The 23,193-nt window shown below is 60.3% G+C and carries 20 protein-coding genes; 9 read left to right on the top strand and 11 right to left on the bottom strand.

The window, feature by feature from the left end; all coding sequences use genetic code 11:
* Position 1: 1 nt before the first annotated feature.
* The 8 genes from ftsW (at position 2) to lpxC (ending at position 9,112) form a co-directional block, all read left to right on the top strand.
* Complete coding sequence (gene ftsW / locus J3D54_RS03425; RefSeq protein ID WP_253426481.1) at positions 2 to 1,213, top strand: putative lipid II flippase FtsW; 1,212 nt, start codon at positions 2 to 4, stop codon at positions 1,211 to 1,213.
* Positions 1,203 to 2,273 (top strand): undecaprenyldiphospho-muramoylpentapeptide beta-N-acetylglucosaminyltransferase, encoded by a 1,071-nt coding sequence (murG, locus tag J3D54_RS03420; RefSeq protein ID WP_018930134.1) that lies wholly within the window; start codon positions 1,203 to 1,205, stop codon positions 2,271 to 2,273. Before ftsW ends, murG begins: the two co-directional genes overlap by 11 nt.
* Complete coding sequence (gene murC / locus J3D54_RS03415; RefSeq protein WP_253416701.1) at positions 2,266 to 3,726, top strand: UDP-N-acetylmuramate--L-alanine ligase; 1,461 nt, start codon at positions 2,266 to 2,268, stop codon at positions 3,724 to 3,726. Before murG ends, murC begins: the two co-directional genes overlap by 8 nt.
* Entirely contained in the window at positions 3,723 to 4,679 is a 957-nt protein-coding gene (locus J3D54_RS03410) for a D-alanine--D-alanine ligase (RefSeq protein ID WP_253416700.1), read from the top strand. The genes murC and J3D54_RS03410 overlap by 4 nt, the downstream gene beginning before the upstream one ends.
* Before the next feature lie 4 nt (positions 4,680 to 4,683).
* Entirely contained in the window at positions 4,684 to 5,553 is an 870-nt protein-coding gene (locus tag J3D54_RS03405; RefSeq protein ID WP_007939848.1) for a cell division protein FtsQ/DivIB, read from the top strand.
* A 15-nt stretch (positions 5,554 to 5,568) separates the two neighbouring features.
* Positions 5,569 to 6,828, top strand: coding sequence for a cell division protein FtsA (gene ftsA, locus J3D54_RS03400; protein ID WP_007939849.1), 1,260 nt, complete (start codon positions 5,569 to 5,571; stop codon positions 6,826 to 6,828).
* A 66-nt stretch (positions 6,829 to 6,894) separates the two neighbouring features.
* Complete coding sequence (gene ftsZ / locus J3D54_RS03395) at positions 6,895 to 8,088, top strand: cell division protein FtsZ (protein WP_007904318.1); 1,194 nt, start codon at positions 6,895 to 6,897, stop codon at positions 8,086 to 8,088.
* 112 nt (positions 8,089 to 8,200) lie between these two features.
* On the top strand, positions 8,201 to 9,112 hold the full coding sequence (lpxC, locus tag J3D54_RS03390) for a UDP-3-O-acyl-N-acetylglucosamine deacetylase (RefSeq protein WP_007939852.1): 912 nt from the start codon (positions 8,201 to 8,203) through the stop codon (positions 9,110 to 9,112).
* Between the two features lie 132 nt (positions 9,113 to 9,244).
* Here lpxC and J3D54_RS03385 read toward each other — a convergent pair whose 3' ends face one another.
* The 6 genes from J3D54_RS03385 to J3D54_RS03360 form a co-directional block, all read right to left on the bottom strand.
* On the bottom strand, positions 9,245 to 10,741 hold the full coding sequence (locus J3D54_RS03385) for a sensor domain-containing diguanylate cyclase (protein ID WP_253416699.1): 1,497 nt from the start codon (positions 10,739 to 10,741) through the stop codon (positions 9,245 to 9,247).
* 306 nt (positions 10,742 to 11,047) lie between these two features.
* The gene (locus J3D54_RS03380) at positions 11,048 to 11,272 is read right to left on the bottom strand and encodes a hypothetical protein (protein ID WP_253416698.1); all 225 of its coding nucleotides are present in this window, start codon (positions 11,270 to 11,272) and stop codon (positions 11,048 to 11,050) included.
* Between the two features lie 140 nt (positions 11,273 to 11,412).
* A complete protein-coding gene (locus tag J3D54_RS03375) occupies positions 11,413 to 12,777 on the bottom strand; it encodes a heavy metal sensor histidine kinase (protein WP_253416697.1) in 1,365 nt (454 codons plus the stop codon).
* Positions 12,767 to 13,444 carry a heavy metal response regulator transcription factor gene (locus J3D54_RS03370; protein ID WP_253416696.1) on the bottom strand — a complete coding sequence of 226 codons (678 nt, stop codon included), beginning with the start codon at positions 13,442 to 13,444 and terminating at the stop codon, positions 12,767 to 12,769. The genes J3D54_RS03375 and J3D54_RS03370 overlap by 11 nt, the downstream gene beginning before the upstream one ends.
* 9 nt (positions 13,445 to 13,453) lie before the next feature.
* A complete protein-coding gene (locus tag J3D54_RS03365; RefSeq protein WP_253416695.1) occupies positions 13,454 to 16,555 on the bottom strand; it encodes a multidrug efflux RND transporter permease subunit in 3,102 nt (1,033 codons plus the stop codon).
* Positions 16,552 to 17,712 carry an efflux RND transporter periplasmic adaptor subunit gene (locus J3D54_RS03360; protein ID WP_253416694.1) on the bottom strand — a complete coding sequence of 387 codons (1,161 nt, stop codon included), beginning with the start codon at positions 17,710 to 17,712 and terminating at the stop codon, positions 16,552 to 16,554. The genes J3D54_RS03365 and J3D54_RS03360 overlap by 4 nt, the downstream gene beginning before the upstream one ends.
* A 392-nt stretch (positions 17,713 to 18,104) precedes the next feature.
* Here J3D54_RS03360 and J3D54_RS03355 point away from each other — a divergent pair, with 392 nt between their 5' ends.
* Complete coding sequence (locus J3D54_RS03355) at positions 18,105 to 18,362, top strand: hypothetical protein (protein ID WP_018930146.1); 258 nt, start codon at positions 18,105 to 18,107, stop codon at positions 18,360 to 18,362.
* A 151-nt stretch (positions 18,363 to 18,513) separates the two neighbouring features.
* Here the strand turns inward: J3D54_RS03355 and J3D54_RS03350 are convergent, their stop codons facing one another.
* The 5 genes from J3D54_RS03350 to norR form a co-directional block, all read right to left on the bottom strand.
* The gene (locus tag J3D54_RS03350) at positions 18,514 to 19,263 is read right to left on the bottom strand and encodes a YkgJ family cysteine cluster protein (protein ID WP_253416693.1); all 750 of its coding nucleotides are present in this window, start codon (positions 19,261 to 19,263) and stop codon (positions 18,514 to 18,516) included.
* Positions 19,264 to 19,345: 82 nt separating this feature from the next.
* On the bottom strand, positions 19,346 to 19,672 hold the full coding sequence (locus J3D54_RS03345) for a hypothetical protein (protein ID WP_253416692.1): 327 nt from the start codon (positions 19,670 to 19,672) through the stop codon (positions 19,346 to 19,348).
* A gap of 147 nt (positions 19,673 to 19,819) precedes the next feature.
* The gene (locus tag J3D54_RS03340; RefSeq protein ID WP_253416691.1) at positions 19,820 to 20,278 is read right to left on the bottom strand and encodes an N-acetyltransferase; all 459 of its coding nucleotides are present in this window, start codon (positions 20,276 to 20,278) and stop codon (positions 19,820 to 19,822) included.
* A gap of 27 nt (positions 20,279 to 20,305) precedes the next feature.
* Positions 20,306 to 21,208, bottom strand: coding sequence for a chemotaxis protein CheV (locus tag J3D54_RS03335; RefSeq protein WP_253416690.1), 903 nt, complete (start codon positions 21,206 to 21,208; stop codon positions 20,306 to 20,308).
* 291 nt (positions 21,209 to 21,499) lie between these two features.
* Positions 21,500 to 23,053, bottom strand: a complete 1,554-nt coding sequence (gene norR / locus J3D54_RS03330) for a nitric oxide reductase transcriptional regulator NorR (RefSeq protein WP_253416689.1) — start codon at positions 23,051 to 23,053, stop codon at positions 21,500 to 21,502.
* Between the last annotated feature and the right edge of the window lie 140 nt (positions 23,054 to 23,193).

Genomic DNA, 23,193 nt, shown 5'->3' with positions numbered 1-23,193 from the left:
CTTGAGAAACATCATCAAGCCGTATCCATCGCCGCTCATTACCGGGCGCGGTATCGACCTCGATTTCCCGATGCTCGCCGGTTGCCTGGCACTGCTCGGCCTGGGACTGATCATGATTGCCTCGGCATCGACCGAGGTGGGGGCGGTGCAGTCGGGCAGCGCCCTGTACTACATGATTCGCCACCTTATCTACGTTGTGCTGGGCCTGGGTGCCTGCATCGTCACCATGATGATTCCGATTGCCACCTGGCAACGCCTGGGCTGGCTGATGCTGATTGGTGCGTTCGGCTTGCTGGTGATGGTGATTGTTCCGGGGATCGGCCGCGAGGTGAACGGTTCGATGCGCTGGATCGGCTTCAGCTTCTTCAACGTTCAGCCTTCCGAGATCGCCAAGGTGTTCGTGGTGATCTACCTCGCCGGTTATCTGGTGCGTCGCCAGAAAGAAGTGCGTGAAAGCTGGATGGGCTTCTTCAAGCCGTTCATCGTGCTGCTGCCGATGGCGGGGCTGTTGCTGATGGAACCGGACTTCGGTGCCACCGTCGTGATGATGGGGGCGGCTGCGGCGATGCTGTTCCTCGGTGGGGTCGGACTGTTCCGTTTTTCCCTGATGGTGGTCCTGGCCGTCGCAGCGGTGGTGTTGTTGATTCAGATGCAGCCGTATCGAATGGCGCGTCTGACCAACTTCGCCGATCCGTGGGCCGACCAGTTCGGTGCCGGCTATCAGCTCTCCCAGGCATTGATCGCTTTTGGTCGCGGCGAATGGCTGGGCGTCGGCCTGGGCAACAGCGTGCAGAAACAGTTCTACCTGCCGGAAGCCCACACCGACTTCGTGTTTTCGGTGCTGGCTGAAGAACTGGGTGCCGTGGGTTCCCTGTGCACGGTGGCGCTGTTCGTCTTCGTTTGTATTCGTGGCATGTACATCGGCCTGTGGGCCGAGAAAGCCAAACAGTTTTTTGCCGCCTACGTTGCCTACGGTTTGTCGTTCCTGTGGATCGGCCAATTCCTGATCAACATCGGCGTGAACGTCGGCCTGCTGCCGACCAAAGGTTTGACCCTGCCATTCCTCAGTTATGGCGGCAGTTCGTTGGTGATCTGCTGTGCCTGTCTTGGCTTGTTGCTGCGCATCGAGTGGGAGAGTCGAACCCACCTGGGCAGCGAAGAGATGGAATTCCATGAGAGCGACTTTGCCGAGGAGCCGAACCATGGGCGCTAACGTACTGATCATGGCCGGCGGCACCGGGGGCCACGTGTTCCCGGCACTTTCCTGTGCTCGCGAGTTCCAGGCCCGCGGCTACACCGTGCACTGGCTCGGCACGCCCCGCGGGATTGAAAACGATCTGGTGCCGGCGGCCGGTATTGAATTGCATCGGATCCACGCCAGCGGTTTGCGCGGCAAGGGCAAATTGTCTCTGCTCAAGGCGCCGGTCATGTTGCTCAAGTCGATCTGGCAGGCGCGGGCGATCATTCGTCAGCTGCGGCCGGTCTGTGTGGTCGGTTTTGGTGGTTTTGTGACTGGCCCTGGCGGCGTTGCAGCCAGACTGGCCGGCGTGCCGGTCATCGTTCACGAGCAGAACGCCGTGGCCGGTACCGCCAATCGGTTGCTGGTGCCGTTGGCCGCCCGAGTCTGTGAAGCGTTCCCCGACACCTTTACCCTGTCGGACAGCCGTCGGACCACCGGTAACCCGGTGCGCACCGAGCTGTTCCTCGAAACACCGCGACCTGCCCTGGCCGGTCGCAAGGCGCGTTTGTTGATCCTGGGCGGAAGCCTGGGCGCAGAGCCGTTGAACAAGTTGCTGCCTGAAGCCCTGTCGCAAGTCGCCCCCGACCTGCGCCCGGACGTGTTTCACCAGGCCGGCAAAAACCACGATGAAGTGACTGCAGAGCGCTATCGCGCGGCTGGCGTCGAGGCGCAAGTGCAGCCTTTCATCAAAGACATGGCCCAAGCCTATGGCTGGGCCGACCTGGTGGTGTGCCGCGCAGGAGCGCTGACCATCAGTGAACTGGCGGCCGCCGGTCTGCCCTCGATGCTGGTGCCTTTGCCCCACGCGATCGACGATCACCAGACCCGCAACGCCGATTATTTGGCCCGTGAAGGCGCTGCCTTCCTGATGCCGCAAAGAACGACTGGCGCAGCGGATCTTGCTGCACGCCTGACAGAGGTCCTGATGCAACCGCAACGACTCAACGACATGGCCAGCGCGGCGCGCCGCCTCGCCAAACCCGATGCAACCCGTAACGTGGTCGATACCTGTCTGGAGGTGGCTCATGGTTGAGAATCAGAAAGCCATGCCGCAACCGGAAATGCGCCGCATCCGTAAAATCCACTTCGTCGGCATCGGCGGCGTGGGCATGTGCGGCATCGCTGAAGTGTTGTTGAACCTGGGCTATCAAGTGTCCGGTTCCGACCTGAAAGCGTCGCCGGTGACCGAACGCCTGGAATCTTTTGGTGCGCATATTTTCATCGGCCATCGTGCCGAGAACGCCGCAGCCGCCGACGTGCTGGTGGTGTCGAGCGCCGTCAACACGTCCAACCCGGAAGTCGCGACCGCGCTGGAACGCCGGATTCCGGTGGTGCCGCGTGCTGAGATGCTGGCCGAGCTGATGCGCTATCGCCACGGCATCGCCGTCGCCGGGACCCACGGCAAAACCACCACCACCAGCCTGATCGCTTCGGTGTTCGCGGCCGGTGGTCTGGACCCGACGTTCGTCATCGGTGGCCGTCTGAACGCCGCGGGCACTAATGCCCAGCTCGGCACCAGCCGCTACCTGATCGCCGAAGCCGACGAAAGCGATGCCAGCTTCCTGCACTTGCAGCCGCTGGTGGCCGTGGTCACCAACATCGACGCCGATCACATGGCGACCTACGACGGTGACTTCAACAAGCTGAAGAAAACCTTCGTCGAGTTCCTGCACAACCTGCCGTTCTACGGTTTGGCGGTGGTATGCCTGGACGATCCGGTGGTGCGTGAAATCCTGCCGCTGGTGAAACGTCCTACGGTCACCTACGGCTTCGGCGATGACTGCGACGTGCGTGCCATCAACGTACGCCAGCAAGGCATGCAGACTTTCTTCACCGTGCTGCGCCCTGACCGCGAGCCGCTGGATGTCTCGGTGAACATGCCGGGCAACCACAACGTACTGAACGCGCTGGCGACCATTTGCATCGCCACCGACGAAGGCGTCAGCGATGAAGCCATCGTCCAGGGGCTGTCCGGGTTCCAGGGTGTTGGCCGTCGCTTCCAGGTGTACGGCGAACTGCCGGTCGAAGGCGGCAACGTCATGCTGGTGGACGACTACGGTCACCACCCGACCGAAGTCGCGGCCGTGATCAAAGCCGTGCGCGGTGGCTGGCCGGAGCGCCGTCTGGTGATGGTCTACCAGCCGCACCGTTACAGCCGCACCCGCGACCTGTACGACGATTTCGTCAATGTGCTGGCCGACGCCAACGTGCTGCTGCTGATGGAAGTCTATCCGGCCGGCGAAGAGCCGATTCCGGGCGCCGACAGCCGCAAGCTGTGCAACAGCATCCGTCAGCGCGGTCAGCTCGACCCGATCTACATCGAGCGCGGCATCGACCTCGCGCCGATCGTCAAGCCGCTGCTGCGTGCCGGCGACATTCTGCTGTGCCAGGGTGCCGGTGATATCGGTGGTCTCGCACCCAAACTGTTGAACAGTCCGTTGTTCGCCGGGGCCGTAGCCGCACCGGTAGAGGGGAAGTTGAAATGACTGCTGCTTACGCCAACCTCGTCTCCACTGTCGTACCGAAAGATTTCGGTCGCGTCGCCGTGCTGTTCGGCGGCAAGAGTGCTGAGCGTGAAGTGTCCCTGAAGTCGGGTAACGCGGTGCTCCAGGCACTGCAAAGCGCCGGTGTGGACGCGTTCGGCATTGATGTGGGCGATGACCTGCTGCAACGCCTGCTGAGCGAAAAAATCGACCGCGCTTTCATCATCCTCCACGGCCGTGGCGGTGAAGACGGCAGCATGCAGGGCCTGCTCGAATGCGCAGGGATTCCGTACACCGGCAGCGGCATTCTGGCCTCGGCACTGGCGATGGACAAACTGCGCACCAAGCAAGTCTGGCATAGCCTCGGCATTCCGACGCCACGCCACGCGGTACTGAGCTCTGAGGCCGATTGTATTTCGGCGGCCACGGAACTGGGTTTCCCTTTGATCGTCAAACCGGCCCATGAAGGTTCCAGTATCGGGATGGCCAAAGTGACTTCTGCGCCCGAGTTGATCGAGGCGTGGAAAGCGGCCAGTACCTACGATTCGCAAGTGTTGGTAGAACAATGGATTCACGGTCCGGAGTTCACCATCGCCACCCTGCGTGACCAGGTGTTGCCACCGATTGCCCTGGGCACGACGCACAGTTTCTACGACTACGACGCCAAGTACATCGCCAACGATACCCAGTACCGCATTCCGTGCGGCCTGGACAGCGACAAAGAAAAGGAACTCATGGACCTCACGGCCAAAGCCTGTGAGGCGCTGGGTATTGCCGGTTGGGGCAGGGCGGACGTGATGCAGGACGCCGACGGGCAGTTCTGGTTCCTGGAAGTCAACACCGCACCGGGCATGACAGATCACAGTCTGGTGCCGATGGCGGCGCGTGCCGCCGGCCTGGATTTCCAGCAACTGGTTCTGGCGATTCTGGCCGCAAGCATTGAGCCGCGAGGGTAAGACCATGCAAGGCGCACAGCTGAGACATCAGCCCTCCGCACCACCCGGCCGCAAGCCGGTGCCGCGGGGTGCCAGCCGAATGGTGGCCAAAGAGCCGATGTCCGTGCGTCTGCCGAAAGCCAACTTCGGTTTTCTGAAAAGCCTGTTCTGGCCCGTGCTGCTGGTGGCGTTGGGGTTCGGTACTTATGAAGGCGCACAGCGTTTGCTGCCGTACGCCGACCGGCCGATCACCAAAATCGCCGTGCAGGGCGATTTGAGTTACATCAGCCAGCAAGCCGTGCAGCAGCGGATCGCCCCGTACGTGGCGTCGAGCTTCTTCACCATCGACCTGGCGAGCATGCGCACCGAGCTTGAACAGATGCCATGGATTGCCCACGCCGAAGTGCGCAGGGTGTGGCCGGATCAGGTAGTGATTCGTCTGGAAGAACAACTGCCGGTGGCCCGTTGGGGCGATGAGTCGCTGTTGAACAACCAGGGACAGGCGTTCACCCCGCGCGAGCTGGCGAACTACGAACACTTGCCACAGCTGTTCGGCCCGCAGCGGGCCCAGCAGCAAGTGATGCAGCAATACCAGGTGCTGAGCCAGATGCTCAGGCCATTGGGCTTCTCGATTGCACGCCTGGAGTTGCGTGAACGAGGCAGCTGGTTCCTGACCACCGGCGCCGGCAGCGCGGGTCCGGGAATCGAACTGCTGCTGGGACGCGGCAACCTGGTGGAAAAGATGCGCCGCTTCATTGCCATCTATGACAAGACGCTCAAAGAGCAGATTACGAACATTGCGCGCATCGATCTGCGCTACGCCAACGGCCTTGCTGTTGGCTGGCGGGAACCTGTAGCGCCGACGACAGCCCAACCCGCTGTCGCAAAGAATTAAGAAGAGGCAGGACCCATGGCAAACGTGCAAAGCGGCAAAATGATCGTCGGTCTCGATATCGGCACCTCCAAGGTGGTGGCGCTGGTCGGCGAGGTTGCGGACGACGGCACGCTCGAAATCGTCGGGATCGGTACACATCCGTCCCGCGGCCTGAAAAAAGGCGTAGTGGTGAACATCGAGTCCACCGTTCAGTCGATCCAGCGCGCTATCGAAGAAGCGCAGCTGATGGCCGGTTGCCGGATCCACTCGGCGTTCGTCGGCGTGGCCGGCAATCACATCCGCAGCCTGAACTCCCACGGTATCGTGGCGATTCGTGATCGCGAAGTCAGCTCCGCCGACCTTGAACGCGTCCTCGACGCCGCCCAGGCTGTGGCAATCCCGGCTGACCAGCGCGTGCTGCACACCCTGCCGCAGGATTACGTGATCGATAACCAGGAAGGCGTTCGCGAGCCCCTGGGCATGTCCGGCGTGCGTCTGGAAGCCAAGGTTCACGTGGTTACCTGCGCCGTCAACGCCGCACAGAACATTGAAAAATGCGTGCGCCGCTGCGGCCTGGAAATCGACGACATCATTCTCGAGCAACTGGCCTCGGCGTATTCGGTGCTGACCGACGACGAGAAAGAACTGGGCGTGTGCCTGGTGGACATCGGTGGCGGCACCACCGACATCGCGATCTTCACCGAAGGCGCGATCCGCCATACCGCGGTGATCCCTATTGCGGGCGACCAGGTGACCAACGACATCGCCATGGCGTTGCGCACCCCGACCCAGTACGCCGAAGAAATCAAGATTCGCTACGCCTGCGCCCTGGCCAAACTGGCCGGTGCCGGCGAAACCATCAAGGTGCCGAGTGTCGGCGACCGTCCACCGCGCGAACTGTCCCGCCAGGCCCTGGCCGAAGTGGTCGAGCCGCGCTACGACGAGCTGTTCACGCTGATCCAGGCCGAACTGCGTCGCAGCGGCTACGAAGACCTGATCCCGGCCGGCATCGTGCTGACCGGCGGTACGTCGAAGATGGAAGGCGCGGTCGAACTGGCCGAAGAGATCTTCCACATGCCGGTTCGCCTGGGCGTGCCCCATGGCGTCAAGGGCCTGGACGACGTGGTTCGCAACCCGATCTATTCCACCGGCGTTGGTTTGTTGATGTACGGCCTGCAGAAGCAGTCCGACGGGATTTCGTTCTCGGGCATCGGCAGCCGCGACAGCTATAGCAACGACGAACCGAAAGCCGCTCTGCTCGATCGCATCAAGAGCTGGGTACAAGGCAATTTCTAAAGCTTTACCGCAACACCGCTTCAAAAGCAGTAGGCGAAAAAACTAGAGAATGTAAGGAGAGGGAAAATGTTCGAACTCGTAGACAACATCCCCGCAAGCCCGGTTATTAAAGTTATCGGTGTTGGCGGAGGCGGCGGCAACGCTGTCAATCACATGGTCAAGAGCAACATTGAAGGCGTTGAATTCATCTGCGCCAACACTGATGCCCAGGCGCTGAAAAGCATCGGCGCGCGGACCATCCTGCAACTGGGCACTGGCGTGACCAAAGGTCTGGGCGCTGGCGCCAACCCTGAAGTGGGTCGTCAGGCCGCTCTGGAAGACCGTGAGCGCATTGCCGAAGTCCTGCAGGGCACCAACATGGTGTTCATCACCACCGGCATGGGCGGCGGTACCGGTACCGGTGCTGCGCCGATCATCGCCGAAGTGGCCAAGGAAATGGGGATCCTCACCGTTGCGGTGGTGACTCGTCCGTTCCCGTTCGAAGGCCGCAAGCGTATGCAGATCGCCGACGAAGGTATCCGTCTGCTGTCTGAAAGCGTCGACTCGTTGATCACCATTCCCAACGAGAAGCTGCTGACCATCCTCGGTAAAGACGCAAGCCTCTTGTCGGCTTTCGCCAAGGCCGATGATGTACTGGCCGGTGCCGTTCGGGGTATCTCCGACATCATCAAGCGTCCGGGCATGATCAACGTCGACTTCGCCGACGTACGTACCGTGATGAGCGAAATGGGCATGGCGATGATGGGCACTGGCTGCGCCAGCGGTCCGAACCGTGCGCGCGAGGCCACCGAAGCGGCCATTCGCAACCCGCTGCTCGAAGACGTGAACCTGCAAGGTGCACGCGGCATCCTGGTGAACATCACCGCCGGTCCTGACCTGTCTCTGGGTGAGTACTCGGACGTGGGTAGCATCATCGAAGCCTTTGCTTCCGAGCACGCGATGGTCAAGGTCGGTACCGTTATCGATCCGGACATGCGCGACGAGCTCCACGTGACTGTGGTTGCTACCGGTTTGGGCGCTAAAATCGAGAAGCCTGTGAAGGTCATCGACAACACCGTTCACACCTCGATGGCTTCCCAGCCACAACAACAAGCCCCTGTTCGTCAGGAACAGCCTGCGGTGAACTACCGTGACCTGGACCGTCCGACCGTCATGCGCAACCAGGCTCAGGCCGGTGCTGCGACTGCCGCGAAGATGAACCCGCAAGATGATCTGGACTACCTGGACATCCCGGCTTTCCTGCGTCGTCAGGCCGATTGATGAAATGTATCAGGGGTATTAGGGTGATTGGTGTTCAGCAAAGGTCTGGTCTGCTATCATCGCCAGCCTTTGTTGATACCAGTTCGCAATTTGCGCTGAAGCGGCCCATGCCATGATTAAACAACGCACCCTGAAGAATATTATCCGTGCCACAGGTGTCGGCCTGCACTCCGGGGAGAAGGTCTATCTGACCCTCAAGCCAGCGCCTGTCGACACCGGCATTGTGTTTTGTCGTGCTGACCTCGACCCTGTGGTGCAGATTCCTGCCCGCGCGGAAAACGTTGGCGAAACCACTATGTCGACCACGCTTGTTAACGGTGACGTCAAAGTGGACACGGTGGAGCACCTGCTCTCGGCCATGGCTGGCCTGGGCATCGATAACGCCTACGTCGAGCTCTCCGCGTCCGAAGTCCCGATCATGGATGGTAGCGCTGGACCCTTCGTATTCCTGATTCAATCGGCCGGCCTGGAAGAGCAGGACGCCGCCAAGAAGTTCATCCGGATCCTGCGGGAAGTGACAGTGGAAGACGGCGACAAGCGCGCCACTTTCGTCCCTTTCGAAGGTTTCAAAGTGAGCTTCGAGATCGATTTCGATCACCCGGTTTTCCGTGACCGCACACAAAGTGCAAGCGTGGATTTTTCCAGCACTTCGTTCGTAAAAGAAGTTAGCCGCGCCCGTACCTTTGGTTTCATGAGTGACATCGAGTACCTGCGCAAGCACAACCTCGCACTCGGCGGCAGCGTTGAAAACGCTATTGTGGTCGACGCGGATGGTGTACTGAACGAAGACGGCCTTCGCTATGAAGACGAGTTCGTGAAGCACAAGATCCTCGATGCAATTGGTGACCTCTACCTGCTGGGCAATAGCCTGATTGGTGAGTTCAAGGGCTTCAAGTCCGGACATGCATTGAACAACCAGCTGCTGCGCAAGTTGATTGAGCAGACAGATGCTTGGGAAGTCGTGACTTTCGAAGACGCCAGCACTGCACCGATCTCTTACATGCGTCCTGTTGCGGCCGTGTAAGCAAAAACCTCTCTAGTTTTTAAAGGCTACCTTCGGGTGGCCTTTTTTTATGCCTGCGGGAAAGAATGGGGTGCCTGATCTGGCGCCTTCGTGGGCAAGCCCGCAATGGGACCAGCCGTCACACCGCAGATTTCACTGCGCAACGACCACCCGGTTCCGCCCGTTTTCCTTGGCCTGATACAGCGCCTTGTCCGCCGCAAACAGCAACTGTTCCAGGCTGATGTCGGTTGCCGTCGTCCAGGTACTGATACCAATACTGACAGTAATTGGCGACGCATCACCCCCCACCAACGGCAATTGCTCCACCGCTATACGGATTTTTTCGGCAATCTGTCGTGCGCCGGCGCTGTCGGTTTCAGCCAGGATCACCGAAAATTCCTCGCCACCATACCGGGCGACCAGGTCTGCCGGCCGGCGAACATGGGTGTCGATCACCTTGGCCACCGAGCGCAAGGCATCATCGCCGGCCTGGTGGCCGTGGCGATCATTGAACGCCTTGAAGTGATCGATATCGATCATCAGCAGTGACAACGGCTGACCGGAGCGTTGGGCACGGAACCACTCATGGTGCAGGGCCTGATCCAGACTTCGGCGATTGGCCAGACCGGTCAAGGGGTCGGTGGCGGCCAGTTGTGCCAGTTCCTGTTCGGCACCTTGGCGCCGACGCAGCTCCCGGCAGAGCAACCAGGTCAGCCACAGCAGGCTCGCGCACAGGGCAATGGTCGCAGAAATGACCACCACCGCGGTGCGCTTCCAGGCCGCAAAGACTTCATCGCTGGACAGCGCAACGATGACAATCAACGGCAAATTCCCGACCTTGGAGAAGGTGTACAAGCGCTCGTCCTTGTATCGACTGGACATGCCGGTGAAGCTGCCGTTGCCTTCTTTGACGATGCGCTGAAAATTGGGGCGATTACTGAAGTTCTTGCCGATCAGTTCTTCGGCCAGACGGGGTTGCTGAGCCAGAAGAGTCCCGTCCTTGCTGATCAGATTGACCGTGCTGTCGCGGCCGATGCTCAAACTGTTGAACAACTGATCGAAATAACTCAACCGCATGGCGGCTTCGGCCACACCGAGGAACTCGCCCTGGGGGCCGTTCATCCGTCGGCTGAAACTGATACGCCAATCCTGTTCGGGCGACCTGGCTCTGTAGGGGCGACTGATGAACATGCCCGGGTCCGGGTTGTTCACGTGAGACTGGAAGTATTCGCGATCGGCATAGTTGCCCTGCCTGGGCTCCACCGAGGCCGAGTCGGTGATGACGTCGCCCTTGTTGTCGAGCAATAAAATGTTGCCCTTGTACGGCGCGGCAGTGGCGCGGTCGAAATAGGCAAGGTGGCGAATGGTTGGGGAAACGTTCTTGAGGTCTTCCCGCTGGGAAGCAGCGATCAAACCCAACAGAGACACGTCATAGAGTTCGACATTGCGCAGCACGTCGGCGTCGATCAATTGCACGATATTGTTGGCGGCGCGAGCGGCGGACAATTCGGCATTGGCGCGTTCGCGGATCAGCAGGAACGCGACGATGCTCAGTATTGCAATCACCAACAACACACTACTGAGAACCAGAAGCCGCTCCGAGCGTGTCGAATAGATCGGATCACGGGATTTCGCACTGTTCACACTCATGGTTCTGACTTCTGCAAATAAGGCGTTATGAAAGTGCTTTTACAAGAATCGGGCAGAGTCCCAGAAACCGGTCGCGTCCAGCGCGTCTGTATAAATCCCGGATACAAAAAAGGCCAGCAAAACATGCTGGCCTTTTGCTAATTGAAGCTTAGAAGACATTCAGCGGGTAGTCGACAATTACCCGGTATTCATCCGTGTCCTGACCCATAACGAAGAAAAGCCGCTGATAGCAGCGGCTTTGAAGACAACTTTTCAAAGGGAAGAGCCGATGAAAAGTGTCGAGGGAAACAGAGCGATATGTACGGATCAGCTGTCTTTCTCAACCCGCGGTTGAGCTTGAGTGCTCGATGCTTGAGGGGGTTGCACAGACTCTTGGGCCTTGGCTGTCAGCTCGCTTTGATACTGTTCGTAGGCCTTGGCGCGTTCGGCATTTTGCACCACGAATGTCTGTGATTCTTCAGCCATGGCGAACGGAGACAGTAACAAAGAGGACAAAACGAAAGCGCTGGCAATACCCATGCTGTTGGACATCTTGAAACCTTCTTGCTTGGCAAGTGCTGTTTGATGGGGCAACGATAAGGGGCTTGGGCGAGGGGAAAAAGACCAGATTGTTGAAAGGACTATTGCGGTAAAAGTAACAGTCTTTGAGCGGAGAAAGACATCCTGTGCGATCAAACCGGGAGGTGAATGCCGAAGGTGTTCATCCCATGATCACTGCGCACAAACACATCCCCGCCATGCATCAGCGCAATCGCCTTGACGATCGCCAACCCCAGGCCATGGTTGTTGCCACTGTTACTGCGTGATGCATCGACCCGGTAGAACCGTTCGAACAGGCGCGGTAAATGCTCACTGGCAATCGGTGACCCCGGGTTGGCGACCCCGATGCTCACCTGATGCTCCTCGACTTCGATCCGCACCTGAATCACTTGCCCAGGCGCTGTATGCTGCACTGCGTTGCTCAGCAAATTGATCAACGCCCGGCGCAGGTGAGCAATCTCTATTCGCACCTGCGCGTCGCCACTGACCTCGACCTGAACCTGCGCATCCTCAAGAATGAAATCCAGGTATTCCAGCGTCGTCGCCACTTCATCAGCCAGCGAGGTGGACGTCAGTTGAGTGGCCTTGCTGCCCTGGTCGGCGCTGGCAAGGAACAGCATGTCATTGATGATCGAGCGCAGTCGTTCGAGCTCTTCGAGGTTCGATTGCAGCACTTCGAAATAGTGTTCGGCTGAACGCCCGCGTGTCAGCGCAACCTGGGTCTGGCCGATCAGGTTGGTCAGCGGCGAGCGCAGTTCATGGGCCACGTCGGCGTTGAACGATTCCAGCCGCGAGTAAGCCTGTTCGACCCGTTCCAGCGTGGCGTTGAACGAGCTGACGAACTGATCGAGTTCCGGTGGCAATGGCGACAGTTGCAGGCGCCCGGACAGCCGTGGTGGCGCCAGGCGCTGGGCTTCCTGGGACAATTTGATCAGCGGCTTGAGGCCGATCCGCGCCACCCAATAACCGAGCAGCGAAGCCAGCAATACACCAATGATCGCCAGGCTGATCAGGGCGATCAGCAAGTGGTGCTGCGTCTCGTAAAAGGTTTCGGTGTCGATGCCGATCATGAAGCGCAGCGGTGGGCGCTGGTCCTTGGCCGGCAACTCGGTTAGCAGCACTTTCAGCGGGTACGGATGGTCGGGCAATACCATGTCGCGCATGCCCAACGGGCCCTGGGCGAACGCGCGGATCGACGCGTCGGGTTGGCCATATTCATAACCGGGATTTCCGCTGACCACCCAAAAGCGAATGCGTTTGTCTTCTTCGCTCAGCAGCTTGAGCTTGGCGTTGATTTTCACCCAATGCTCGGGCGTGCCGTAACGGTTGAGCGCCGATTCGAGCACGCTGTAGCGGGCGTCGAGTTCGGCTTCGGGCAGCAGGCCCAAGCCCTTGTCGACCTGTTGATACAGGGCGCCGCCGATCAGCAGAAACACCAGCAGCGCCACCAGCGTAAACATGCCGCTCAGGCGCAGCGCGATGGAGTTACTGGACACCACGGCTCTCCAGCACATAACCCATGCCACGAATGGTGTGCAGCAGTTTTTCGTCGAACGGCCCGTCGAGCTTGGCCCGCAGGCGTTTGATCGCGACTTCGACCACGTTGGCGTCGCTGTCGAAATTGATGTCCCAGACCATTTCGGCGATGGCGGTTTTCGAGAGGATTTCCCCTTGTCGCCGCGCCAGCACACTGAGCAGCGAGAACTCCTTGGCGGTCAGGTCCAGGCGGGTGCCGGCGCGGGTGGCCTTGCGGCTGATCAAATCTATCCACAGGTCGGCGATGCTCACTTGCACCGGTTCATGACCGCCGCTGCGACGGGTCAGCGCTTGCAGGCGCGCCACCAGTTCGAGGAAGGAAAACGGTTTGCCAAGGTAGTCGTCGGCGCCATCGCGCAGGCCTTTGATGCGGTCTTCCACCCGCTCGCGAGCGGTGAGCATGATCACCGGGGTTTGCTTGCGCGCACGCAAGGCCCGCAGCACGCCGAAACCGTCCAGGCCCGGCAGCATGACGTCGAGGACAATCACCGCGTACTCGCTTTCCAGCGCCAGGTGCAGGCCTTCGATACCATCGCGGGCCACGTCCACGGTGTAGCCCTGTTCCGTCAGACCTCGGTGCAGATAGTCCGCGGTTTTTTCCTCGTCTTCGATAATCAGAACGCGCATGACCCCGCCTCAGTCTGTGGTCGCCAGCACCGGCTGCTGTGCTGGTGTGGGTCTATGGAATATCCGCTCAAGCCACAAGTATATGACCGGCGTGGTGAACAGCGTCAGCGCCTGGCTCACCAGCAAACCGCCAACCACTGCGATGCCTAATGGTTGGCGCAGTTCGGCGCCGGTGCCGTAGCCGAGCATCAACGGCAAGGCACCGAGCAGGGCGGCAAGCGTGGTCATGATGATCGGCCGGAACCGTGTGAGGCAGGCCTCATGGATCGCCTCTAGCGGTGACAGGCCACGGTTGCGCTGGGCATCCAGCGCGAAGTCGATCATCAGAATACCGTTCTTCTTGACGATACCGATCAGCAGAACCAGCCCGATCAGCGCCATGATCGAAAAGTCCTGGCCGCAGATCCACAGCATGATCACCGCCCCGAGCCCCGCCGAAGGCAGGGTCGAAATGATCGTCAGCGGATGCACGAAGCTTTCGTACAGCACGCCGAGAATGATGTACACCGCCACTAGCGCCGCCAGAATCAGCCACGGCTGGCTGGCCAGCGAACTCTGGAACGCCTGGGCCGCGCCCTGGAAGTTACCGCTGATGGCCGCTGGCATACCGATTTCAGCCTTGGCCTGGTTGAGCATGATTACCGCATCACCCAACGCCACGCCGGGCGCCAGGTTGAACGACAGGTTGGCCGCCGGGAACATCCCGTCGTGAGCGATGGACAACGGGCCGATGGTCGGCGCATCGAATTTCGCCAGGGCCGACAGCGGCACCATTTCCCCGCTCAGAGGCGAGCGCAGGTAGAAATAGTTGAGGCTTTCGGCCTTGCCGCGCTGTTTGGTGTCCAGTTCCAGAATCACGTTGTATTGATTGGTCTGGGTCTGGAATTCGTTGATCTGCCGTTGACCGAAGGCGTCGTACAACGCTTCGTCGACATCGCTGGCGGTCAGGCCGAAACGCGCCGCGGCGCTACGGTCGATGCTGATGTGGGTGATGCTGCCGCCCAGTTGCAAGTCGTTGGAAATGTCACGGAACGCCGGGTTGCTGCGCAGTTTTTCTGTCAGGCGCTGGGTCCAGGTACTCAGGAGGGCGCCGTCGTTGCTCTTGAGCACATATTGGTACTGGGCGCGGCTCGGGCCGGAACTGAGGTTGATGTCTTGCCCGGCGCGCAGGTACAGCACGATACCCGGGACTTTCATCAGTTGCGGGCGAATCCGGTCGATGAACTGGCTGGCGGACACATCGCGGTCGCCGCGTTTTTTCAGCGAAATCCAGAAACGGCCGTTGGCGATGGTCTGGTTGCTGCCCGAAACGCCAACCGAGTGGGAGAACGTTTCGACGGCAGGGTCGGCGGCGACGATTTCGGCCATCGCCAAGTGCTTTTTCACCATGTCGCCGTAGGAAATGTCCGCAGCTGCTTCAGTGGTGCCGAGGACGAAACCGGTGTCTTGCACGGGGAAGAAACCCTTCGGAATGAAAATATATCCCGCGACCGCCAGGCTGAGGGACAAGCCAAACACACCGAGCATCAATTTCTGATGGGCGAGGGCGTGGCGCAGGCCTTTCTCGTACCACGCCAGCAAACGTTCGCCGAAACCCGGTTTGCCATGAGCGTGATGCACCGGCGCGCGCATAAATAGCGCGGCCAAGGTCGGCGCCAGCGTCAGGGACACCACCACCGAAATCATGATGGTCGAGGTCGCGGTCAAGGCGAACTCCTTGAACAGCCGCCCGACCACGCCGCCCATGAACAGCAGTGGAATGAACGCCGCCACCAGCGAGAAACTGATCGAGACCACGGTAAAACCGATCTCGCCGGCGCCTTTGATCGCCGCCTCGCGCATGCCGTCGCCGGCCTCCAGGTGCCGGTGAATGTTTTCCACCACCACAATCGCATCGTCGACCACAAACCCGACGGACACCACGATCGCCACCAGCGTCAGGTTATTCAGGCTGAAGCCCATGATGTACATCAGGGCGAAACTGGCAGTCAGCGACACACCGAGCACCGCTGTCACGATCAGGGTCGCCGACAGTTGCCGCAGGAACAGCGCCATCACCGCCACCACCAGCAGGATCGCGATCAGCAGGGTGACTTCCACTTCATGCAGCGAGGCGCGGATGGTCTGGGTACGGTCGATCAACACCTTGACCTGCACCGAGGCCGGCAACATGGCATTCAGCGTGGGCAGGGCCGCTTGAATGCGATCAACGGTCTCGACAATGTTGGCCCCCGGTTGCCGGAAAATTACCAGGTTCACCCCCGGCTGGCCATCAGCCCAGGCCTGGATGTAGGCATCTTCCGAACCGTTGACCACTTTGGCCACGTCCTTGAGATGAACCGGAGCACCGTTCTTGTAGGAAACGATGAGTTGGCTGTAATCCTCGGGGTGGAACAACTGGTCGTTGGTGGACAGGGTCGAAATGCTCGACTCGCCGTACAACGCACCTTTGGCCTGGTTGAGGCTGGTTTGCTGGATCGCCAGGCGAATGTCCGCCAGGGTCAGGCCAATGGCGGCGAGTTTGTCCGCCGAGGCCTGCACGCGAATCGCCGGACGTTGCTGACCGGTGATATTGACTTGGCCTACACCGTCGATCTGGCTGATCTGACGGGCGAGCAGGGTTTCCACCAGATCGCTGAGTTCGGTGCCGGGCATTTGCGGTGAATTGATGCTGAGAATCAGCACTGGGCTGTCGGCCGGATTGACCTTCCTCCACGTCGGCAGGTTCGGCATGTCTTTGGGCAGTTTGCCGGCGGCGGTGTTGATTGCGGCCTGGACTTCCTGGGCGGCGGTGTCGATGCTTTTGTCGAGGGTGAATTGCAGGGTCAGGATGGTCGAGCCCAAGGCGCTGCTTGAGGTCATCTGGGTCACGCCGGGGATGGCGCTGAATTGCACTTCCAGCGGCGTGGCCACCGACGAGGCCATGGTCTCCGGGTTGGCGCCGGGCAGCTGCGCGGCCACCTGAATGGTCGGGAATTCCGCTTCCGGCAGTGGCGCAATCGACAGTCGCGGGAAGGCGATGACGCCGAGCAATATAAGGGCGAAGGTCAGCAGGACCGTCGCCACCGGATGATCGATGCACCACGCGGAAATCGAACCGTGGCCCTTCATGGTTTTGGCTCTGACTGGACCACTTGCGATGGCTCGCTCAGTACCTGAACCGTCGAGCCGGGTTTGAGCCTCGATTGGCCGTCGCTGACCAGCACATCGCCCGGTTTAACGCCTTTGAGGATGTCCTGGCCGCTGCCTTGATAGACCATCTGCACCTGGACGGCTTCGACCTTGTCGCCATTGACCCGGTAGACGAAATGTTGATCGAGCCCGCGTTGTACGACGGTGGGCGGCACCACCAGCGCGTTTTTATCCAGTGCTGTCTGAATCTTTACCGTCACCAGCAGGCCCGGCCAGAGTTTCTGTGTGGGGTTGGCGAATTCGGCCTTGGCGCGGATGGTGCCGGTGTTGGCGTTGATCTGGTTGTCGATCAGGGTCAGGTGGCCTTCGCCCAGCAGGTTGCTGGTTTCGCCGTCGGTGTCGGCACCGATGTAAGCCTTGACTGGCGTGTGCTGTGGATCGTTGATCAGGCCTTGCAGGGTCGGCAGCATTTGCTGCGGCAGGGAAAACTCCACGGCGATCGGGTCGATCTGAGTCACCGTGAACAGGCCTTGGGTGTCGGTCATGCGTAGGAAGTTGCCTTCGTCCACCGTGCGAATACCAACGCGGCCGGTGACCGGGGAGCGAATCTGTGTATAGGAAAGCTGCACCAGAGCAGCGTCGATCGAGGCCTGATTGCCTTGGGCGGTGGCTTTGAGTTGATTGACCAGGGCTTGTTGCTGGTCGTACGTCTGCTTGGACACGCCGTCGTCGACACTCAGCAGTTTGTAGCGTTTGAGGTTGACCTGGGCCACTTGCAGTTGCGCCTGGCTTTCGCCCAGTTGCGCCCGGGCCTGATCGAGGCTGGCGCGGATCGAGCGGTCATCGATGGTGGCCAGCAGGTCGCCCTGGTTCACCAGTTGGCCTTCCTTGACTAACAGTTTGGTGAGGATGCCGTCGATTTGCGGGCGTACGACCACGCTGTGCAAGGACAGCACCGAGCCGATGCCGCTGACGTAACGGGGCACGTCTTTTTCAACAACGCTGACCACCCGCACGGGAATGGCGGTGGGGGCGGCCAGTTTGGCGGTGACGGGTTTGGTGGCGTACCAAACGCCCGTCGCTGTCAGGGCGATCAGAAGGGCGGCGAGCAGGGCGGTTTTTTTCTGAATTCGCATGCGAGTGAGGCGCCGGGCTGAGTGGTCTGGTTTTATCAGGTTTATACCTTCCTTTATAAACCTGTTCGCCGGTCAGGAGCGTGACTGGTAACTGACGGCGCTGTCAGTTTTGACCTCTTTGGGTTGCTGCTGATTCCCGTGATCAAAAGCGGCAGGCGAGCTAATGAGTGGTGAGGGACGAGTGCACACCGCTCCCACAGGGCTATCGTCGTACGGGGATTTTGTGTACGACACCGATCAACGGTGGGAGCGAGCCTGCTCGCGATGGCGGTTGGTCAGTCAGCATAAAACCCGCATGACCCGCTGCAGCTTGCAGCCCTCGACACAGGTATACTGCCGCCTTTCGCGGCTCGCCTACCGGGCCCGACTCTTTAGCATCACCCGGAGCTTTCATGACTTCCCCGACACAACCGCCGGTTGCCGACGCTTTGCGCGACGATCAGGCAGACCTGCCCGACAGCGTCGACTCCAGCGCCGACAGCGAAACCAAAGCGGCGATCCCGGCGTTCAAGTTTCCGTTCAAGCCGGGCGAACTGGCCGCCGCGAAGAGTGCCAGTCAGCCTTGGTACAAGAATGGCGCCAAGAACGGCCACACCAAGACCCCCGGCGCAGCGCCTCCCGGCACTCGTCGTTCGATGGGTAAGCGCTGAGCTTCTAACTCTGGTGCCTGATCTGCCGTCATCGCGAGCAGGCTCGCTCCCACAATGGATTTTCGTCGTACACAACATCTGTGTCATGAAGATTCAAGGTGGGAGCGAGCCTGCTCGCGATGAGGCCTTCACCTACAACACACCCTCTGGCTCAGGCCGCCCGCAACGAAATAAACGCATAGTTCAGCGGCGCTTCAGTCGCAACCTGCGCCCCGGCGGCCAGCACTTGCCCGGCGATGTCATCGCCAGACACATGAAACACCCATTCACTGCCCGAGCCCGCCGGCGATTGCTGCGCCACCTGATCGATAATCATGGCAAACGCGGTCATGTCCGGCAGATAAGCGGTAAACCCATCGCCCTTCAGCGCTGTCGTCCGAATTCCCAATAGCGCGCATATCGCATCTTTGGCCTGAATCTCATCACGATCCGCTTGGCGGGAGCGCTGGATCAATCCCGCCAGTTCCTGATCGACCAGTTCACCGCCAACAATCAGATCCGGGCCTTTGTCCCATGACTCGGGCGGGCATTCCTTTACCGCCGGGTTGAGCGGGATGTGCGGGTTGATTTCCATCGGATAGATACGGCACACCAGCGGTCGGCGTTCGTAAATACGGCAGAGGTTGTTTTCGTCAAGATTCCGGCAAGGACCGACGTTATAGGCGGCAAAGGTGATCGCCACGTGCGCCTCGCAGGTGCCGCTACGAACCAGCATCGAACGGCGTTCGGCGTGTTCGCGTTGTTGTGTTGGCAGGCCCAGGCCATTGGCGAGAAAGGCTTCCACCAGCACGATCACCTGGCCGCCATCGGCCGCCCACATGCGGGCTTCGGCCAGTGTCAGGGGAACATGGTGGTCGTTGCAGCATTTGCCACAACCTACGCAGGAAAACGGTGTATTCATTGAACGGCCAGTGACCTGTAAGGGCTTGAAACGGCGACAGAAAGCACCGCAAAGGCCAGTGCCGAAGCAAGTTATGCGCCAGTCACTGCGCTTTTGCCGTTGGACGGATGGAGTCCCATTCGGTGACGTAGGCGGTTTTGCTTTTTTTGTTGTAGAGGCACAGCTCGGTGCCTTGCTGGCCTTTCATGTGTTTTTGCGGGTACTGGCCTTGCAGCAGGAGCGCGGTATAACCGACCCGGTCATCGAACTGCGCGGGGTTGCCGACGGGTTGGGGGTTTTTCAGGCCGCTGGCCTTGGTGCAACTGGCGAGCACGGCTTTGTCGAAGGCAGCCCAGGCGTCGGGGCTGGAGGCGTAGGCCTGGGTGGCGAGGGTGGTGAGACAGAGGAAGGTCAGGGTGGTGGCTTTCATGATCAGGCATCCTTGGGCTGGTGTTGGCCAAGATGTGAGTATGCCTGATGGTTTGAGGTTGAATATTTCAGCCCCATCGCGAGCAGGCTCGCTCCCACATGGACGGTGACATCCTGTGGGAGCGAGCCTGCTCGCGATGACGGTGTGTCAGATTGGAATCAACTCCCGCCGGACCACATACATCCCGGCGCTTTCGTACAAACGCTGCGCCCGAAGGTTGTCTTCCCGCACCTTCAAATCCACAAATCCTTCGCGGCGCTGCGCAAACACCTTGAAAGCATGAAGCAGCAGCGCACGGCCAAGTCCAACGCCTTGAGCGCGCGGATGCACCACCAAATCCTTGATATAGGCACTGGTCCAGCACTGGGCGACGCCGACGATGCCTTCGGCATCCAGAGCGATGAAGCACAAGGCCGGATCGTATTCGGGATCGGTTTCAAACCGCTGTTGCCAGATTTTCAGCGCCGGTACGCGGCCGCCGCCATCCCGATAACCCAGTTCCATCAAGTGATGAACGGCTTCGGCGAGTTCGGGGCGGTATTCGGTCAGCTCAATGCCATTTGGCCAAGTAAAAAGCGGCACACCCTCGGCGAGGTTGCGCCGCATCAGAAAGCAAAAGTCCTCGGCCAACACTCAGTGACCTTGTTCGGCGACGACCCTGGCCGCCTCGATCAGGCACTTGGTCAGTTCTGGCGAGGAGAACTTGGTCAGTACCCCGTTGGCCCCGGCCAGTCGAGCCTTCTCGCTGTTCATCGCGCTGTCCAGCGACGTGTGCAGCAACACGTAGAGGTGCGAGAAGTCCGGGGTTTCGCGCAAGGTGCGGGTGAAGGCATAGCCGTCCATCTCCGACATTTCGATGTCCGAGACGATCAGGTTGATCTGCTGGGCGGTGCCTTGCAGGTCCAGCAGGCAGTCGATGGCTTCCTTGGCGCTGCGCGCGGTGTGGCATTGCAGGCCGAGGTTGCGCAGGGTGTGCACCGATTGTTGCAGGGCGACCTGGCTGTCATCGACCACCAGAATTCGCGCATTGCCCAGTACTTCAGCCTCTTCCATGCTCAGTTCGGTCGGGGCCATTTCGATCTGCGCCGGTGCAATGCCGTGGATGACCTTTTCGATGTCCAGCACTTGCACCAGCGTGCCGTCGACCGAGGTCACGCCGGTGATGTACGAGCGCACGCCGCCGGAGCCGAAGGGTGGTGGGCGGATGTCGGTGGTCAGGCAGTGGACGATCTTGCTCACCGCCTGAACGTGCAGGCCCTGTTTGGAACGGCTGACGTCGGTGACGATCAGGCAGCCACCGTTCGGGTCTTCCAATGGTCGTTCACCGATGGCGCGGCTCAGGTCGATCACTGACAACGACGCGCCGCGCAGGGTGGCGATGCCTTTGACGTGAGGGTGCGACTCCGGCAGCCTGGTCAGCGGCGGGCAGGGGATGATTTCGCTGACTTTCAGCAGGTTGATCGCCATCAGCTTGCCGCTGCGCAAGGTAAACAGCAGAAGCGAAAGTGAATCTGCGCGGGCTTTGTTGGAGGACATAAAAACCTTCTGTGGAAAGGTGATGGGCGATTATAAACATCGCCAACAGCTATCGATGCCGGGTTATCGACTTGTTGGGGGCTGGCTTTAGGGGAAATGCCCATTGCCAGCCAAACGGTGACCCTTGTGGCGAGAGAGCTTGCCTGTGGCGAGGGGGCTTGCCCCCGTTCGACCGCGAAGCGGTCGTGAAACCAGCGATGAAGCTCTAGCTGGAAAAAGCGGGGAGCGCTTCGCACTCCAACGGGGGCAAGCCCCCTCGCCACAAAGATTCCGCCCAACATAATAACCGCGTCATTTCATGCCCAACCGCTTCGCCATCCGCCCCAGGTTCGCCCGATCCAGGCCCAACTCCCGCGCCGCGCTGGCCCAGTTATGCTGGTGCCGTTCCAGGCAAGCACTGATCAGTTGGCGTTGATAGTGCTCGGTGGCTTCACGCAAATCCCCCGGAACCAACACAGCCGCTGGCGCAGCATCCACCGGTTCTGGCGCGGGTACAACGCCGCCATTGGGCAAATCCAGATCCGCCGCGCTCAAGCTGAGAATCTTCGGCCGTTGCGTGCAATTACCCAGCGCCTTCAACGCACTGCGGCCAATCAAGTGCTCCAGCTCCCGCACATTCCCCGGCCAACCATACGCCAACAATGCCGCTTGGGCATCGCTGGTCAGGCGCAGGCTATTGAGGCCCATGCGTGAGCGGTTTTGCTCCAGGAAGTAGCCGCTAAGCAGCAGCACATCCCGACCGCGATCTCGTAAAGCGGGCACCAGCAGCGGGTACACGCTCAGGCGATGATAGAAGTCGGCACGGTAGCGACCGCTGCGCACTTCTTCGGCCAGGTCGCGGTTGGTCGCTGCGATCAATCGCACGTCGACCTGATGTTCCTTGTCTGAGCCCAGGCGCTGCAATTGCCCACTCTGCAGCACCCTGAGCAATTTGGCCTGCACCGCCAGCGACAGTTCGCCCACTTCATCGAGAAACAACGTGCCGCCATTGGCCAGTTCGAACTTGCCGCGCCGATCGTTCGTCGCCCCGGTGAAAGCACCGCGCACATGACCGAACAGTTCGCTCTCCACCAGCGTGTCCGGCAGGGCGGCGCAGTTGAGGCTGATGATCGGTTTGTCGGCCCGGGGCGACGCGGCGTGGATAGCCTGCGCCACCAGCTCTTTGCCGACCCCGGTTTCGCCGGTAATCAGCACCGTAAGATCACTGCCGCCGACCAGGTTGATCTCTTCCACCAGTCGTTTGTAAGTCTTGCTCTGGCCGATCATTTCACGGTTCTGCTGGCCGCTGGCCTGACGGTATACCTCGGCGCGCTGATGTTCGTCTTCGGCGCGACTGGCCAGCCGTTCGATGCGCTCGGCGGCGTTGACTGTGGCGGCGGCGAGGCTGGCGAAGGCTTGCAAGGCGTCCAGTTCGATCGGTTCGAAGCGCTCAGGGTCAAGCGCGTCGAGGGTCAGCAAACCCCACGGACGCTCGTCGATAAACAGCGGGCAGCCCATGCAATCGTGAACTTCCAGGTGCTCGTGCAGACCATCGACCAGGCCGTCATACGGATCGGGCAAGTCGCTGTCGGCGGCGAAGCGGGTCGGGCCGGGGCTGCTGAGCAGCACTTCGAAGCGCGGGTGTTCGCTGATCTTGAAACGTCGGCCGAGGGTGTCGGTGCTCAACCCGTCCACAGCCAGCGGCACCAGCCATTCACCGTCGAGTCGCAGCAGGGCGGCGGCGTCGCAAGGGAGCAGGGCGCGCATGGCTTCGAGCAGGCGCCGATAGCGCTCGCCTTCGGGCAGTTCGCGGGACAGGTCGGAGACCAGGGGCAGCAGGGTCGTGAGCAATAATTTTGCAGTCATAATGACTCCGTGTAGTCGGTGTGACTATAAAGTCTCTGGTGTCGATATGACTACTGTGTTTTTAACTGTTTGATTTGTAAGGTTTTAATTGTTGGCATGGAAACTGATAAGCAAAGGGTATTCATATAAAGCCCAGGAGT

Source organism: Pseudomonas sp. GGS8 (assembly GCF_024168645.1).
GTDB lineage: Bacteria > Pseudomonadota > Gammaproteobacteria > Pseudomonadales > Pseudomonadaceae > Aquipseudomonas.
Note: the sequence above shows the minus strand (reverse complement) of the source record. Positions and strands in the feature narration are given on the sequence as shown.

Coding starts and splice junctions, on each gene's coding strand:
- murG (WP_018930134.1), top strand. CDS start 1,203: ATGGGCGCTAACGTACTGATCATGGCCGGCGGCACCGGGGGCCACGTG.
- murC (WP_253416701.1), top strand. CDS start 2,266: ATGGTTGAGAATCAGAAAGCCATGCCGCAACCGGAAATGCGCCGCATC.
- J3D54_RS03410 (WP_253416700.1), top strand. CDS start 3,723: ATGACTGCTGCTTACGCCAACCTCGTCTCCACTGTCGTACCGAAAGAT.
- J3D54_RS03405 (WP_007939848.1), top strand. CDS start 4,684: ATGCAAGGCGCACAGCTGAGACATCAGCCCTCCGCACCACCCGGCCGC.
- ftsA (WP_007939849.1), top strand. CDS start 5,569: ATGGCAAACGTGCAAAGCGGCAAAATGATCGTCGGTCTCGATATCGGC.
- ftsZ (WP_007904318.1), top strand. CDS start 6,895: ATGTTCGAACTCGTAGACAACATCCCCGCAAGCCCGGTTATTAAAGTT.
- lpxC (WP_007939852.1), top strand. CDS start 8,201: ATGATTAAACAACGCACCCTGAAGAATATTATCCGTGCCACAGGTGTC.
- J3D54_RS03385 (WP_253416699.1), bottom strand. CDS start 10,741: ATGAGTGTGAACAGTGCGAAATCCCGTGATCCGATCTATTCGACACGC.
- J3D54_RS03380 (WP_253416698.1), bottom strand. CDS start 11,272: ATGTCCAACAGCATGGGTATTGCCAGCGCTTTCGTTTTGTCCTCTTTG.
- J3D54_RS03370 (WP_253416696.1), bottom strand. CDS start 13,444: ATGCGCGTTCTGATTATCGAAGACGAGGAAAAAACCGCGGACTATCTG.
- J3D54_RS03365 (WP_253416695.1), bottom strand. CDS start 16,555: ATGAAGGGCCACGGTTCGATTTCCGCGTGGTGCATCGATCATCCGGTG.
- J3D54_RS03360 (WP_253416694.1), bottom strand. CDS start 17,712: ATGCGAATTCAGAAAAAAACCGCCCTGCTCGCCGCCCTTCTGATCGCC.
- J3D54_RS03355 (WP_018930146.1), top strand. CDS start 18,105: ATGACTTCCCCGACACAACCGCCGGTTGCCGACGCTTTGCGCGACGAT.
- J3D54_RS03350 (WP_253416693.1), bottom strand. CDS start 19,263: ATGAATACACCGTTTTCCTGCGTAGGTTGTGGCAAATGCTGCAACGAC.
- J3D54_RS03345 (WP_253416692.1), bottom strand. CDS start 19,672: ATGAAAGCCACCACCCTGACCTTCCTCTGTCTCACCACCCTCGCCACC.
- J3D54_RS03340 (WP_253416691.1), bottom strand. CDS start 20,278: ATGCGGCGCAACCTCGCCGAGGGTGTGCCGCTTTTTACTTGGCCAAAT.
- J3D54_RS03335 (WP_253416690.1), bottom strand. CDS start 21,208: ATGTCCTCCAACAAAGCCCGCGCAGATTCACTTTCGCTTCTGCTGTTT.
- norR (WP_253416689.1), bottom strand. CDS start 23,053: ATGACTGCAAAATTATTGCTCACGACCCTGCTGCCCCTGGTCTCCGAC.